Genomic DNA, 15,606 nt, shown 5'->3' on the forward strand with positions numbered 1-15,606 from the left:
TTGCTTGTTGTTAAGGTAGTGGAAATTAGATTGACATTTTGAAAAATGACCAGTACGTAAATCCGCTGAAGGAAATAATCATATATCCCCAGAACAACAATATGTAGGTACGTTCTGACAAGCGCATATAGCCTAGAATAACGAATACGGCTGTTTGAAAAAAGAAAATTAGAGACATAGGTATCATATCGCCTGCTAAGCTCATCAGCGCGATAACAAGTGTCCAAAAACCTAGAACCCGAAACATGCGATCCATTCTCGTTACATCCCCCTCTCGTACCACGTTGCACTTTAACTACAACACATTATACCTTTTGAACTGAACCGTGTAAACCGTCAAACGGTGACGAAATTGAAAACATTTCATCAGATAGTAGTAGTATGTCTTTTTATCGGAATCCCATGTATGAGTGTCAAAAAATTTGGCAATACCATTTAGTATCAAATAGATTCTATGAACTCTAGTACGGGCATAGAAATAGTACTAATGGCACGAATCAATTTATACCTGTTATCTACGAATTGATTCTTCTTTATTCACTTTGGAAGCAAGCTCGGCAATGTTCCTGCGAGCCAGAAGCTTTCAGTTAGATGCATCTGTACATTATGTTAGGAGGTTTGACCTTATGTCGGCAATTAGACAAGATGCTTGGAGCGATGAAGACGACTTGATCTTAGCGGAGGTGACACTGCGTCACATCCGAGAAGGAAGCACGCAACTATCTGCGTTTGAGGAAGTTGGGGAACGCATTGGACGTACAGCAGCAGCCTGCGGTTTTCGTTGGAACAGCTTTGTACGGAAGAAATATGAGGCAGCCATTCAAATTGCCAAGGCGCAGCGTCAGAAGAGAACACAGCTTAAGAAGCATGCCGCGGTTTCCATTTCCGGCTCATCCTCGATTGGATTGCTGGATAATCCGGAGTTGTCAACGGGTAAAACAGAGACTTTTACCGAAGAGACGTTATCCATTGATGCTGTCATCCGCTTTTTGAGACAATGGCGAAGCACATATCAAGATATGAATCGTCATATCAAAAACTTGGAAAAAGAACTGCAGGACAAAGAGGATGAATTAGATAGGCTTGGAAGAGAAAACAACAAGCTGAACAAACAAGTCAATGAAGTAGAAACCGACTATCGAGTCGTCAATGATGATTATAAAGCACTGATTCAGATTATGGATCGAGCGCGCAAAATGGCCTTTTTAGTGGAAGAAGAGGAAGAGGAAAAGCCGCGTTTCAAAATGGACGCGAACGGAAATTTAGAAAGAGTAGAGTAGACTAGTTGTATGACCGTTAGCCAGAAGCTTCAGATCAAGGAGAATCCTTGGACTGGGGCTTTTTTGTTGGTTATAATGGAGTTTGCAACGAGAGGGGTTGAAGGGATGCGTATCATGATTGTAGGAGCAGGCTCCTTGGGACTATTATATGCTGCCAAGCTAGCGGCTTTATGTGAACATATAACGGTCATTGCAAGAACGAGAGAGCAAGCTGAGGAGTTGACTGCACGGGGGATTGCGATCATAGGTGCAGATGATGAGAAGCAAAATGGTTATAACGCGTCAATAACATTTAACTACTATATAGAAGAAGCGGAATTCACGGGGTCTTTGAAACCGTCATATGATTACCTTTTTCTCATGGTGAAACAGCCTGCCATCACACAGAAGCTTGTTGAATATGTGAAAGCGCAAATGAATGAAAGCACCTATTTGGTCAGTTTTCAGAACGGTGTTGGCCACGAAGAAATGTTGAAGAGCGCCATTAGTCCAAATAGATTGCTTTTGGCAGTCACGACAGAAGGGGCCAGAAAAGAGGGGATGACAGCTGTCGCTCATACCGGAGCGGGTACTACCTACCTGGGGCTATTAAAACAGGAGGAGGGTATAGGTCTATTTTCGCATATTTTGTTAGTGGAGCTGCTTCAGAAGGCAGGATTTCAGGCAGAGATGTCGAACAACATGGATGTAAGAATTTGGAGCAAACTGATCATCAATGCGGTCATTAATCCTCTTACAGCCATTATGCGTGTGCAAAATGGCGAGCTGCTGCATTCAACCTGGTCGCTAAGCCTGATGGAAAGCTTGTATCAAGAAGCACGTATCATAGCTGAAGCCAGAGCTGTGCAGCTTCCTGACACATTGTGGAACACCATACTTGATGTCTGCGCAGCTACAGCTAAGAATCATTCTTCGATGCTCCAAGATATACTTCATGCTCGTCCAACTGAAATAGATCGAATTAACGGAAGCCTTCTGGAGATGGCGAATTCGCTGAATCTTAAGCTTCCTACGCACCAAACGGTTTATCAAATCGTCAAAGCTCTAGGATAAGAAGGTGTCTCTGATGTGGAAACTGCTGTCCAGCTGGTTTATGAATTTATATGCCCTATTGGCTGTTGCGCCATTTATTACGTTTATTCTGTTGTGGCTTCTCGTTTATGCTTTTCTTCGGGATAAGAAGATGACAACGCGATTAACGATGGATGTGACAACGTTCTTTTTGCTGGGGTCAGTTTCTTTGATGTGGAACCAATTGTTCCATACGAATTTTGGGTTTTGGTTAATCGCACTCGTTCTGCTTATTGCTTTTGGCATTATTGGCGGTTATCAAACGAATCTCAAAGGCAAAACGGATTTAATGCGGGTGAGCAGGGTAGTCTGGAGACTTAGCTTTCTGGGGCTTTCGGCGCTGTATATTTTATTGTTTTTTCTGCATGTCGGGAAAAACTATATTTTCTTGACGTAGTCTTCCTTTATTCATGCTATTGGGAAGAAAAATTCATTTTTTTCTATGATCTTTGTAATATTTATTGCAGATTTGTAGAAAATAACAATGAATTTCGTCTAGATTTTATTGACCGATGGTTGTATAATTAGAATCCGTGAGGCGCTTTTCCGCCTTATATGATTATAACATTATTCTTACAAAGGTAAATTAATTCTGGACAAACTTTGGTAATATGTTATAATTCCTTGCGTAGAGTCTAGTAATTTTTTTTACCATAGCTTTACGTAAGATATCCTAACATGGTTGAAGCGGTTTCATTTATTAATGGGTTCATGGTGTAAAGTTTATGTAATAATAACTCTCAACACACCTAGCCATAAATATCTAGATATACATAATTTTAAAGGAGGAGTTTTATGAAAGCGACGAAGTGGGTTTCAACGGCAGTAGCATTAACCCTGATGGGTAGTGTAGCAATTGGTTGTGCTAAGAAAGAGGAAAGTCCTTCAACTACAGGGGATACGAAAGGTACGTCAGCTCCAGCTTCCAACAAGCCACAAGAGCTGAAAATCAATTTTACAGCTGAGCCTCCAATCATGGATAGTTCCAAAACAACAGCAAATGCTGCCTTCACGTTCCTTGGCGCATTTAACGAAGGACTTTATCGTACAGATAAAGATGGTAAGGCTACTCCAGCACTTGCCAAAGATTTCCCGAAAATCTCCGCAGATGGTCTGACATATACGTTTGACATTCGTGATAATGCAACTTGGTCGGATGGACAGCCTGTTAAAGCACAAGATTTCGTATATTCCTTCAAACGTACACTTGATCCTAGCACAAAAGCTCAATACAGCTTCATCGTTGCTTGGATTAAAGGTGGAGAAGCAGTTACTAAAGCGAAAACGCCTGAAGAAGTTAAAACGGCACAAGATGCTCTTGGCGTAAAAGCAATTAGCGATAAACAACTGGAAATCAAACTTGAAAAACCGGTAGCCTTCTTCACACAATTGCTTGCTTTCGCAACATTCTTCCCGCAAAGAGAAGATTTCGTTACTAAAGCTGGTGACAAATACGGCGCTGAAGTTGATAAAGTTATTGGTGCGGGTCCGTTCGTTCTGAGCAAATGGGATCACGGTCAAACGCTTGAACTTGTTAAAAACGATAAATATTGGGATGCTGCTAACGTGAAGCTTACAAAAGTTACAGCTAACATCGTTAAAGATTCCAATACAGGTCTTAACCTATATGAAACAGACGCAGCTGATTTGACAGAAATCAACCGCGATCAACTGACGCTTTACAAAGGTAAACCGGACAACCTGCCTAAACCAGAGTTGACGAACTCTTACCTGATGTACCAAACGAAAAAAGTTCCAGCTCTAGGCAACAAGAAAATTCGTCAAGCATTAGGTATGGCGATTGACCGTCAAGCTTATGTAGATACAGTTCTTGCTAACGGTTCCGTTGCTTCTACAGGTCTAGTACCAGGTGGTACTTCTGACGGTAACGGCGGAGACTTCCGTAAATCAGCTGGCGAAACACAACCGAAATTCGACGCAGCGAAAGCAAAACAATTGCTAGCTGAAGGTTTGAAAGAGCTAGGTTTAACTGAGCTTCCAAAAATGAAAGTGAATGCAGATGATACTGAAACTGCGAAAAAATCACTTGAGTTCATCTTGGCGCAATGGAAACAAAACCTTGGTTACGATGCTGTAGCGAACCCAGTTCCACATGCTTTGCGTATCGAGCTTTCCTCCAAAAAAGATTTCGATATCGTATTGTCCCTATGGGGAGCTGATTACAACGATCCAATGACGTTCTTGGATATGTGGGTAACAGGCGGAGAGTTTGACGAAGGCGATTACAGCAACCCAGAATACGATAAGCTGGTCAAATCCGCTCAAACCGAAGTTGATGCTGCTAAGCGTTCCAAAGCATTGATCGATGCTGAGAAAATCCTTATGGATGATCAAGGTGTAGCACCTCTTTACTTCCGTACACGTGCTTACTTGAAAAAAGAGAATGTAAACGGCTTGATTCTTCCGGCCTTTGGACAAGAGTGGGAATTGAAATGGACATCAATCAAGTAATCTAAGTTCGGATAGTGATTTAGTTAAAGAAGAGGCCTTTCGCACCTCGTGGGAGCGGCCTCTTCTAAATTTCTCAAGAGTTAATTTTAATAAAGGAGGAGCAATATGGTTAAGTTCATTCTTCGCCGTTTCTTATACGCGCTTATTACGTTATGGCTAATTGCATCATTTACTTTCGTATTGATGAAAAACTTACCAGGTAATCCACTTGGAGAAGGCGCCGAACGGATTCCTAAAGCTACGAAAGAGATGTTGTTGAAGCAATATGGCTTAGATAAGCCATTATGGGAACAGTACTTGACTTTCATGAACAACATCATCCATGGCGATCTAGGAGCTTCCTTTCAATTCCCGGCTCACAAAGTTACGGATATTATTAAACAAGCATTTCCTTCTTCACTGAAGCTTGGTTTAATTTCCATTGCTATTGCTATTGTAGTAGGTTTAACATTAGGTATTATCGCGGCACTGAAGCATAACAAAGCAGGCGACTATACAGCGATGTTCATTGCGATTTTGGGTGTATCTATCCCGTCTTTCGTTCTAGGGCCACTTTTATCTTATTATGTTGGCGTTAAATGGGGCATACTTCCTGCTGGATTATGGAAAGGACCCAAATACGTCATCTTACCGTCACTCGCGCTTTCCTTTGGTACCATTGCGATTCTAGCCCGTCTGATGCGAACGTCCATGTTGGATGTACTGAATCAAGATTATATTAAAACGGCGAAATCCAAAGGCTTATCCAATCTTACCGTCGTTGTTAAACATACAATTCGGAATGCGATTTTACCGGTTATCACAATTATCGGCCCAATATTTGTAAACGTCATCACAGGTACACTCGTTGTAGAGCAAATTTTCTCGGTGCCAGGCTTGGGGAAACACTTTGTGAGCTCGGTTACTTCCAATGACTACACGATGATTTCTGGATTAACCATTTTTTACTCAAGTATTCTAATTTTAGTAGTATTTCTTACTGACGTAGCGTACGGTTTTGTTGACCCTAGAATTCGTCTTGGGAAAGGCGGGAAATAATTGATGCAAACTCCAAATAACACATCTGAGGCTAACTTTAAGTTTGCTCCCGTATCGAATAAATCTTTAACTGGCGATAGAATTGTAAGACCTTCGCTCAATTACTGGCAGGACGCATGGAGACGACTTAAGAAAAATAGACTGGCTATGGCTGGCTTAATTATATTGGCAGCTTTGATCCTATTAGCGATTATTGCGCCTCTTGTTTCTAGCTACGATTATCAGACACAAAACTTAAAGTTGAAAAACGCGATGCCAAGCGCTGATCATTGGTTTGGAACAGATGATTTTGGACGCGATCTATGGACGCGTGTCTGGGTAGGTACACGAATTTCCCTTTTCATCGGTATTACCGCGGCATTGATCGATTTAGTGGTTGGTGTTATCTATGGTGGTATTTCTGCCTACTACGGCGGGAAAGTCGATGAAGTTATGCAGCGTACGATTGAAATCGTTTATGCGATTCCTTTCTTGTTGATCGCGATTCTCTTGATTATGGTTATCGGATCAGGGATTTCTTCGATCATCATCGCCTATAGTATTACGGGGTGGGTTCCAATGGCCCGTCTAGTGCGGGGTCAGATGTTGACATTGAAAGAGCAGGAATTTGTTCTTGCTTCCCGTACATTGGGTGCTTCTCCGATGAGAATTATTTTGCGCAGTCTAATTCCGAATGCTTTGGGCATCATCATCGTACAAATTACGTTTGTTGTCCCATCAGCGATCTTTACGGAAGCTTTCTTAAGCTTTATTGGACTAGGCGTTAGACCGCCGCTGGCTTCACTGGGTAACTTATTATCCGACGGTGCTAATGTTATGCGTTTATATGCTTATCGTTTGATTATCCCGACCATTGTTTTCAGTTTGATTCTAATAAGCTTTAACGTCCTTGGTGACGGGCTTCGCGACGCGCTTGATCCGAAAATGCGCAAGTAAGAAGGGGTGAATAATGATGAGCATCAAAGACAATTTACTTGAAGTTAAAGATTTAAGGGTTTCTTTCCAAACCTATGCGGGAGAAGTCCAAGCTGTTCGCGGCGTATCTTTTTCTTTGAAAAAAGGTGAAGTGTTGGCGATTGTAGGTGAATCCGGCTGCGGTAAATCCGTTACGGCACAAACGCTCATGCGTTTAATTCCTACTCCGCCTAGCTATATAAAAAGTGGCTCGATCCTGTTCGATGGGAAAAGTGATATTACAAAGCTATCCAACAGGCAAATGGAAAAAATTCGCGGATCCGAAATCGGCATGATTTTCCAAGATCCGATGACATCACTCAACCCGACGATGAAAGTCGGCGATCAAATCACAGAAGGTTTGATCAAGCATGAAGGTTTGAGCAGAAAAGCGGCAACAGAGAAAGCGATTGAGATTCTTAAATTAGTTGGGATCAATTCGCCGGAAGGACGTATTCATCAGTATCCGCATGAGCTTTCTGGTGGTATGCGACAACGTATCATGATTGCAATCGCACTGGCTTGTTCGCCTAAGCTGTTAATTGCCGATGAGCCGACGACTGCTCTGGATGTTACGATTCAAGCGCAAATCATTGATTTGATGAAGACCATTTCGGAGAAAACGGACTCTTCTATTATCTTAATTACACATGATCTCGGTGTCGTTGCAGATATGGCACAGCGTGTTGTTGTTATGTATGCAGGTAAAATTGTCGAGCAAGGAACTGTAGACGAAATTTTCTACGATCCACAGCATCCTTATACATGGGGCTTGCTTCGCTCGGTGCCTCGTTTGGATACGAATAGTAATGAAGAGCTTGTCCCGATTCCGGGTACGCCGCCAGATCTATTTGCACCTCCAAAAGGGTGTGCTTTTGCAGCCAGATGTCCATACGCGATGAATCATTGCTTGGAGGAAGATCCGGAGCATACAACGCTTTCGGAGACTCACAGTTCCGCGTGCTGGCTGTTGCATCCTGATGCACCGAAAGTTGAACGTCCTGTAGGAGTAGGAGGTCATCAACATGTCCAATAAACCTATTTTGCAAATTCGCAATATGAAGAAGCATTTTAATCTTGGCAATGGCAAGGTGCTTAAGGCCGTTGACAATTTCTCCATAGAAATCAATCGTGGTGAAACCTTTGGTCTTGTAGGGGAATCTGGTTGCGGGAAATCGACAGCCGGACGTACGATTATCAATCTGTATGACGTCACGGAAGGCGAAGTTATTTTCGATGGCGAAAATGTTCACAAAATGAAAGGCAAGAAGCTGAAGGATTTTAATCGGAATATGCAAATGGTATTCCAAGATCCTTACGCTTCCTTGAACCCGCGTATGACCGTTGGTAATATCATTGCAGAAGGCATTGATATCCATGGTCTCTACAAAGGGGCTAAACGGAAAGAACGCGTGATGGAATTGCTGCGTGCTGTTGGTTTGAACGACGAGCATGCCAGCCGCTTCCCGCATGAGTTCTCCGGCGGCCAACGTCAACGTATCGGGATTGCCCGTGCTTTGGCGATTGAACCTAAATTTATTATCGCGGATGAGCCGATCTCGGCCTTGGACGTATCTGTTCAAGCACAGGTTGTTAATCTGTTCAAAAGATTGCAAAAAGAAATGGGCTTGACCTATTTGTTTATTGCGCATGACTTGGCGATGGTGAAGCATATTTCTGATCGTATCGGCGTTATGTACTTGGGCAACCTCGTTGAGGTTACGACCTCCGATGACCTGTATGCGAAGCCGCTTCATCCTTATACGCAGTCATTGCTCTCGGCCATTCCGATCCCGGATCCGGAGATTGAACGTACGCGTGAGCGTATCATTCTTCAGGGAGACGTGCCAAGTCCGCTCAACCCGCCAAGCGGCTGTCCGTTCCGTACGCGCTGCCCGCAAGCAATGGCGAAATGTGCTGATTCGATGCCGCCTTCCAAAGAAGTGGAACCACACCACTTTGTTGCTTGTCATTTGTATTAATATCTTCGGCCGTCCCTTAGGGGGCGGCTTTTTGCCTTGTTCGAATTTTAATTGTAATTTTTAAAAATACAGTTTTGACGATTTCGGGGCTTACGTGTACAATCAAAGAATAGCTGTTTTATTTGTTGTGAAGAGGAGACACAAGAAAGCTTATGCAAATGGATACTTTTCATTGGAAGAAAAATCAGATATTAGCGGAAGATTATATTGGTCAATCGGATCAAGCAAAAACATTATATCCGTATCATTTTGGAAACCTGGAAGATTGGCAATCTCGTGTGGCTTGGCTACAGGATGGCGGAACTTCCCTGCGGGCTGATCGCGGGCGCCTGGTAGAAGTGCTGCAAGCTTATAATGAACGTATTGGCAACTCACAAGCTGCTGCCGTGCAGATTAAAGCACTTGCAGGGAAAGACGCGCTCGCGATTGTAGGAGGACAGCAAGCTGGCTTGTTCGGGGGTTCGCTTTTGGTCATGTACAAAGCGATTACGCTTATTCAATTGGCGCGTGAGTGGAGCGCGAAATTGGAGCGCCCAGTCGTGCCTGTTTTCTGGATTGCAGGCGAGGATCACGATTTCGATGAAGTCAATCATATACACATGTTATCCCAAGCCCAGCAGATTGAGAAAGTGAAAATGGATCATCCGACAGGCAAGCGGACATCAGTCAGCAGACTTCCACTTACGGCTGAAGCTTGGAAAGAAGCATTGAATGCCTTGGATCAATCATTAATGGATACGGAGTTCAAAGCTTCCTTGCTAGCGAAACTAGAAGGGACTGTGGTTGGCGAGGCTTCCTTGTCCGATGCTTTTGCACGATGGATGGCCATCTTATTTGGTGAATACGGACTTGTTCTCATTGATTCGGATGAGCCGAATCTGCGTGCGCTGGAAGCATCCATGTTTGAGCAACTAATCGTTCAAAATGAAGCGTTGACAGCCTCGCTGCTGAAAAGTCAGGATGAGGTCAAGCAAGCAGGTTATGGCGTTCAAGCGGAGATCACACAAGAGAGCGCTAATCTGTTTGTTTTTGCTGGTGAGCAGCGCCTGCTTTTGCACCGTGAGGGAGAATACTTTGCAGATAAGAAGAACGAGTATCGCTTTACTAAGGAGCAACTTCTTGATATGGCTTTGACAACGCCTACGCAATTGAGCAATAACGTCATGACGCGGCCGCTGATGCAGGAATTTTTATTTCCTGTACTGGCAACGGTTCTTGGAGCTGGTGAAATTGCCTACTGGGCGTTAACGAAACACGCTTTTGAACAATTTGGTATGAAAATGCCAATCTTAGCGCCGCGGCTGGAGTTTACGCTCATCGAAGGTACCGTTCATAAGCAAATGAATAAATATGAGTTCACTTTTGCTGACGTGCTTGAACGTTTCGAACAAAAGAAACAAGCTTGGCTCGATGCGCAAGATACGCTGCAGTTAAATGAACGTTTCGATGTTGTGAAAAAGGATTTCCATGCGAGCTATGCGCCGCTTGTCGAAACATTGGCTGCGATCAATCCCGGTGTCAAAAAGCTGGGGGACACGAATCTCTTAAAGATTCTTGAGCAGATCGAGTTTCTGCAGCACAAAGCAGGGGAAGCGTATAAAGCGCAGTTCGATGCAGCACTTAGACAGTTGGAGCGTATACGCCTTACAATATTACCGTTAGCAAAGCCGCAAGAAAGAGTGTATAATGGGTGTGCTTATCTAAACCGATATGGGAATGATTGGCTTCGTGATTTAGTGGAGAATGCAATACCAGTAGACGGTTTGCATCGTGTTTATTATTTGTAGGAGGAAACGACCATGACAACTGTTAACAAAAGTATTGTAACTGATATGGCTTTAGCCCCAGACGGACATTTAAAGATTGACTGGGTTCAGGCTCACATGCCTGTTTTGAATCGCATTCGGGAGCAATTTGAGAAAGAGCAGCCTTTCAAAGGGTTGAAAGTGACAATTTCTTTGCATCTAGAAGCGAAAACGGCCTATCTAGCCAAAGTGGTTAAAGCTGGCGGAGCGGAAGTTACAATTACGGGCAGCAACCCGCTTTCAACGCAAGATGACGTTTGTGCCGCGCTTGTGGAAGATGGCATCACTGTATTTGCCAAGTATAATCCAAGTCCGGAAGAGTACAAGGAATTATTGATTAAAGCGCTTGAAACAAAACCTGATCTTATCATTGATGACGGTGGTGACTTGGTTTCCATTTTGCATTCCGAACGCAAGGATTTGGCTGTGCAAGTTCGCGGCGGTGCGGAAGAAACAACAACAGGTATTCTGCGTCTGAAAGCGATGGAGAAAGAAGGAAAGCTTGAATTCCCGATGGTTGCTGTGAACGATGCTTTCTGCAAATACTTGTTCGACAATCGATATGGAACAGGGCAATCTGTATGGGATGGCATTAATCGTACGACGAACTTGGTTGTGGCAGGTAAAACCGTTGTTGTTGTCGGCTACGGCTGGTGCGGTAAAGGTGTTGCGATGCGTGCGAAGGGTCTGGGCGCGAATGTTATCGTTACTGAGATCGACGCAATCAAAGGCGTTGAGGCGTACATGGATGGTTTTGCTGTTATGCCAATGGTAGAAGCGGCTAAGCTGGGTGACTTCTTCGTAACCGTTACGGGGAATCGCGATGTTATTCGCGGAGAGCACTACAAGGTTATGAAAGATGGAGCTATTCTTTCGAATGCAGGCCACTTTGATGTGGAAGTGAATAAACCTGAACTTGAGGCGATGTCCTCTTCCAAACGTACCGTGCGACGCAATATTGAAGAATATCAGTTGACAGATGGCCGCAAAATCTACGTGCTGGCTGAAGGTCGTCTCGTGAACCTCGCTGCAGGTGATGGACATCCGGCTGAAATCATGGATATGACGTTCGCGCTGCAAGCGATGTCCTTGAAATATGTCAACGATGAGTATGAAAAGTTGGGCAAAACCGTTGTAAATGTTCCTTATGTTTTGGATGAGCAGGTGGCTAGATTCAAACTGGAATCATTAGGTACTAGTATTGATTTCTTGACGGAAGAGCAAAAAATGTACTTAGACAGCTGGGCTGAGCATTAAGCCATAATGATGAGCCTTTCAATCCACTTTGGTGGTTGGAAGGCTTTTTTGCTAATTTCCTGCAATTATGCATCCTTTATGGTCGTGGAAGGCCCCGAATCAGTAAATGCCTGCGATTATGCAGGCTTTTGAGGGTTTTTCTTGATTTGGGGACGGAAACACTTGAAAAGCCTGCATAATCGCAGGCTTTACTGTGTTTCAGCTGATTTTGCTGATAATACCTGCATTTTTGCAGGCTTTTGCTTTTGTTGTATTCATGTACCACGATTGTGGTGTCCGAAATGGAGGGGGGTATGCTCTTCTTCCGTTTGACAAATGTCTGTCTGCTGCCTGTGTTAGCAGAAAGATGACATCTTGCCATGAGAGCCGGACCTTCCAGATTGAAATTATCGAGTCGGGCCCCAAAAGAGGGTGCTTCATCCAAGTGGATGAATGGTAATCGTGCTTTTAAGATTGGAATTTTGTGTTCTTGCTCCAAATGAACAATCAAACATGCAACTTTTCTTAGGTGCACCCCGTTTATAGGGTGTATAGCCTATATTTGGAAAAGAGGAGTGTTATCATGGGGGGCTTGAAGCGTAAAGAGATCAACAGTCGCATGCGAGGGCAGAGGTACGGAGTGTTGACAGCAGGTGGAATGAAGCAAGGGAGGGAGCGAGGGAGGAAGTGGACGACGTGGTATGTATTAGTCGTTTGTATCGTAGTTATTGCGCTCTTGTCCGGCTGCAGCTCAGCTGCTCCCGACACAGCCAAGTCGTCGACAAACGAAACGAGCGATCAGATACGTATGGATGGCAAACAAGCTGAAACGGCCAAACGCTCCGAAGATAAGGCAGCTGCTGTACCTGCAGCTCAAGCTGGAAGCGGACAATTGGTTGTCGAGAAGTCGAAGGATGCTGCGCCGATTAGCGTGATGCCGGCAACAGGAAGCGATGAAGCGGCAGGCTTTAACCGAAAATTAATTTATCGTGCTAATTTGGTTATGCCTGTGGAGGATTACAGCAAGTCGCAAACGGCGCTTCGTGACCTAGTTGCATTAAGCGGCGCTTATATCCTGCAGTTCTCTGAAAATGCCAACACGGGGGAGCGGGGCGGTACGTATACGATTAAGGTAGCTGCGAACGGGTTTGTTTCCTTGTTAGACGGTTTAGAGAAAATTAGTCCCTCGCTGCAGCGGAATGTACAGGGGCAGGATGTGACAGAACAATACGTGGATCTAAGTTCCCGCCTTAAAGCCAAAGAGCTGGTTGAAGCCCGCCTGCTTAGCTTTATGGAAAAGGCATCGAAAACGGATGATCTCCTGGCCTTCTCGAATGAGCTTTCCAAAGTTCAGGAGACGATTGAACAGATCAAGGGTCAAATGAGATATCTAGATCAGAACGTAGCGTTCTCCACCATTGAGCTGAGGATGTATCAGCAAACTGGAAACAAACCGCTGCTCTCGGATCCGAATCAATTAACACTTCAAGAACGGCTTCACAAAGCTTGGAGTTCCAGTCTCAATGTTCTTGTTGCAGTGATGCAGGGAATTCTTGTTTTCTTGGCTGCAGCTTTTCCTGTTATTGTCATTGCATTGTTGATTGGGACGCCAATCTGGTTGTACAGACGTAAAAGAAATAGGGAATTACTGGCGGTGCGCAATGAGCTGAAAGCGCAAAATGCTTCGTTGAACACATTGGATGCTGAAAAACAAGAAGCAAAAGACATCGAATCGACCTAAAATTGAAAATAATTTTGAAAATCCTGCTCCCGAAGCAGGATTTATTTCATTTTTGGCGAATTATGATTAAAAAGTGGTGGAAAGTGGTACAAAGTGGAGGGAAAGGGGGCGCGCATGCTATGTTCATGGGTGAATATCAACATAGCATCGACGAAAAGGGGCGAATGATCATTCCCGCCAAATTTCGTGAAGCCCTTGGAGAATCCTTTGTTATCACCCGCGGCTTGGATCAGTGTTTATTCGTCTATCCGCAGTCGGAATGGGCGATACTCGAGCAGAAGCTCAAAGCGCTGCCGCTTATGAAATCGGATGCTCGGGCGTTTACCCGCTTCTTCTTCTCCGGAGCTACGGAGTGTGATCTTGATAAACAAGGGAGAGCGAACATCCCAGGTAATCTCGTTGATCACGCCAAGCTTGAGAAAGATTGTGTGGTTATCGGCGTTTCTAACCGAGTTGAGATTTGGAGTAAGCAAATTTGGGAAAGCTATGCCAATGAATCGGAACAATCCTTTAATGAAATAGCAGAGAAACTCGTCGATTTCAATTTTGATTTATAGATACTTACGAAGTGAGTTTTCCCAAAGGAAAACTCTTAGGAGGACAACAAGTGTTTCATCATGTGACTGTACTTAAGGAAGAATCTGTTGAAGGTTTACATATAAAGCCGGATGGCGTTTATGTGGATTGTACGATGGGAGGAGCAGGTCATAGCTCCCTGATTGCATCCAAACTAGGTCCCAATGGCTTGCTGATTGCGCTAGATCAGGATGATATTGCATTAGCCAATGCTCAAACGGTTCTTGCTCCTTATCTGGATCGCGTAAAAATTGTGAAAAGCAATTTCAGAGACTTGGAAAATGTACTCCGCAACGAGCCTAGAGCTCTTCGGGACGGCGTCCCTCAGGTTGACGGCATCTTATTTGATCTTGGCGTTTCTTCTCCTCAATTGGATGATGGAGACAGGGGATTCAGTTACAATCATGACGCAGAGCTTGATATGAGAATGGATCGTACGACGGCATTAACGGCCAAAACGATCGTCAATGAATGGTCGCCAGAGCAAATTGCTCGCATTTTGTTCGAGTATGGCGAAGAGAAGTTCTCCAGACGAATTGCAGGTGTCATTGCCGAAGCAAGAACCAAAAAAACGATTGAAACGACTGGGGAACTGGTCGAGTTAATAAAAGAAGGCATTCCAGCAGCAGCCAGAAGAACCGGCGGTCATCCGGCCAAGCGCAGCTTCCAAGCATTGCGCATTGCAGTCAATGATGAGTTAGGGGCTTTTGAAGAAGCGTTAGTACAGTCAGTTCGTTGTCTTGCACCGCAAGGGCGCGTTGCAGTGATAACATTCCACTCGTTGGAAGATCGTATTTGCAAACAGTTTTTCGTGAAAAATGTGGAGAAATGCACATGTCCTCCCGATCTTCCATTTTGCGTATGCGTGAAAAAAGGAACTGTCAAATTAGTGACGCGTAAACCGATCATACCTAGTGAGCATGAGCTTGAAGTGAATCAGAGGGCGAGATCAGCAAAACTGCGGATTGCAGAGAAGCTTTGAACCAAGGGAGGAACGAAGATATGCCATCTTACATCCAAGGCAATTTGGCTCTCGATCAGAAACGCGCTGTACCCAAGCAGAAGGTTAAGATCAAAGAAACGACTAAAGTTGTTTATCGCAATAAGTCATTGCCGACACAAGAGAAAATGCTCTACTTATTCACAGTCGTGCTATGTGTTATCGTAGCTGGTGTCATTATATGGCGCTACGCGGCCATCTATGAAATGAATGCGAATATTCTAAAAATGCAAAATGAAATTCGCGATATTCAAGCTCAGAACAGCGCTTTGAAGCAAGAAGTAGAGAAACTGCAAAGTCCAGATCGCTTAAAAGAGGAAGCTACGCGTCTCGGGTTTAATTTGCAAGATGAGAAGCAAGTTAGCCTAGTGACGCCTCCCAAACCGAAGTCTAGCACCAGCAGCAGTAAAAATACGAAAACAGCTTCTAAACCGTAACGGGCAGGTATGGA

At 44.2% G+C, this 15,606-nt stretch carries 15 protein-coding genes; 14 read left to right on the forward strand and 1 reads right to left on the reverse strand.

Going from position 1 to position 15,606, the window contains the following annotated elements:
• Positions 1-25: 25 nt before the first annotated feature.
• Positions 26-256 (reverse strand): DUF2626 domain-containing protein, encoded by a 231-nt coding sequence (locus HQN90_RS04775; protein WP_028558057.1) that lies wholly within the window; start codon positions 254-256, stop codon positions 26-28.
• 370 nt (positions 257-626) lie between these two features.
• On the opposite strand from HQN90_RS04775, the gene HQN90_RS04780 reads away from it, so the two are divergent.
• The 14 genes from HQN90_RS04780 (at position 627) to ftsL (ending at position 15,592) form a co-directional block, all read left to right on the forward strand.
• The gene (locus HQN90_RS04780; RefSeq protein WP_173216708.1) at positions 627-1,280 is read left to right on the forward strand and encodes an RsfA family transcriptional regulator; all 654 of its coding nucleotides are present in this window, start codon (positions 627-629) and stop codon (positions 1,278-1,280) included.
• A gap of 105 nt (positions 1,281-1,385) precedes the next feature.
• Positions 1,386-2,333 carry a ketopantoate reductase family protein gene (locus HQN90_RS04785; protein ID WP_173216709.1) on the forward strand — a complete coding sequence of 316 codons (948 nt, stop codon included), beginning with the start codon at positions 1,386-1,388 and terminating at the stop codon, positions 2,331-2,333.
• Between the two features lie 13 nt (positions 2,334-2,346).
• The gene (locus HQN90_RS04790; protein ID WP_173216710.1) at positions 2,347-2,748 is read left to right on the forward strand and encodes a DUF3397 domain-containing protein; all 402 of its coding nucleotides are present in this window, start codon (positions 2,347-2,349) and stop codon (positions 2,746-2,748) included.
• Positions 2,749-3,146: 398 nt separating this feature from the next.
• Entirely contained in the window at positions 3,147-4,823 is a 1,677-nt protein-coding gene (locus HQN90_RS04795) for a peptide ABC transporter substrate-binding protein (protein WP_173216711.1), read from the forward strand.
• A gap of 105 nt (positions 4,824-4,928) precedes the next feature.
• Positions 4,929-5,861: an ABC transporter permease gene (locus HQN90_RS04800; protein WP_173216712.1), complete on the forward strand. Its 933-nt coding sequence runs from the start codon at positions 4,929-4,931 to the stop codon at positions 5,859-5,861.
• A gap of 3 nt (positions 5,862-5,864) precedes the next feature.
• Positions 5,865-6,797: an ABC transporter permease gene (locus HQN90_RS04805; RefSeq protein ID WP_173216713.1), complete on the forward strand. Its 933-nt coding sequence runs from the start codon at positions 5,865-5,867 to the stop codon at positions 6,795-6,797.
• 13 nt (positions 6,798-6,810) lie between these two features.
• The gene (locus HQN90_RS04810) at positions 6,811-7,851 is read left to right on the forward strand and encodes an ABC transporter ATP-binding protein (protein WP_173216714.1); all 1,041 of its coding nucleotides are present in this window, start codon (positions 6,811-6,813) and stop codon (positions 7,849-7,851) included.
• Positions 7,841-8,797 carry an ABC transporter ATP-binding protein gene (locus HQN90_RS04815; RefSeq protein ID WP_173216715.1) on the forward strand — a complete coding sequence of 319 codons (957 nt, stop codon included), beginning with the start codon at positions 7,841-7,843 and terminating at the stop codon, positions 8,795-8,797. The genes HQN90_RS04810 and HQN90_RS04815 overlap by 11 nt, the downstream gene beginning before the upstream one ends.
• A 152-nt stretch (positions 8,798-8,949) precedes the next feature.
• Positions 8,950-10,584: a bacillithiol biosynthesis cysteine-adding enzyme BshC gene (bshC, locus tag HQN90_RS04820; protein WP_173216716.1), complete on the forward strand. Its 1,635-nt coding sequence runs from the start codon at positions 8,950-8,952 to the stop codon at positions 10,582-10,584.
• Between the two features lie 12 nt (positions 10,585-10,596).
• Positions 10,597-11,859 carry an adenosylhomocysteinase gene (locus HQN90_RS04825; RefSeq protein ID WP_173216717.1) on the forward strand — a complete coding sequence of 421 codons (1,263 nt, stop codon included), beginning with the start codon at positions 10,597-10,599 and terminating at the stop codon, positions 11,857-11,859.
• 562 nt (positions 11,860-12,421) lie between these two features.
• Positions 12,422-13,579 (forward strand): DUF4349 domain-containing protein, encoded by a 1,158-nt coding sequence (locus HQN90_RS04830; protein WP_173216718.1) that lies wholly within the window; start codon positions 12,422-12,424, stop codon positions 13,577-13,579.
• A 119-nt stretch (positions 13,580-13,698) separates the two neighbouring features.
• Positions 13,699-14,136 (forward strand): division/cell wall cluster transcriptional repressor MraZ, encoded by a 438-nt coding sequence (mraZ, locus tag HQN90_RS04835; protein WP_079420022.1) that lies wholly within the window; start codon positions 13,699-13,701, stop codon positions 14,134-14,136.
• Positions 14,137-14,186: 50 nt separating this feature from the next.
• Positions 14,187-15,137, forward strand: a complete 951-nt coding sequence (rsmH, locus tag HQN90_RS04840; protein ID WP_079420024.1) for a 16S rRNA (cytosine(1402)-N(4))-methyltransferase RsmH — start codon at positions 14,187-14,189, stop codon at positions 15,135-15,137.
• Between the two features lie 20 nt (positions 15,138-15,157).
• On the forward strand, positions 15,158-15,592 hold the full coding sequence (ftsL, locus tag HQN90_RS04845; RefSeq protein ID WP_173216719.1) for a cell division protein FtsL: 435 nt from the start codon (positions 15,158-15,160) through the stop codon (positions 15,590-15,592).
• Positions 15,593-15,606 lie beyond the last annotated feature (14 nt).

The organism is Paenibacillus alba (genome assembly GCF_013204855.1).
Lineage (GTDB): Bacteria > Bacillota > Bacilli > Paenibacillales > NBRC-103111 > Paenibacillus_E > Paenibacillus_E alba.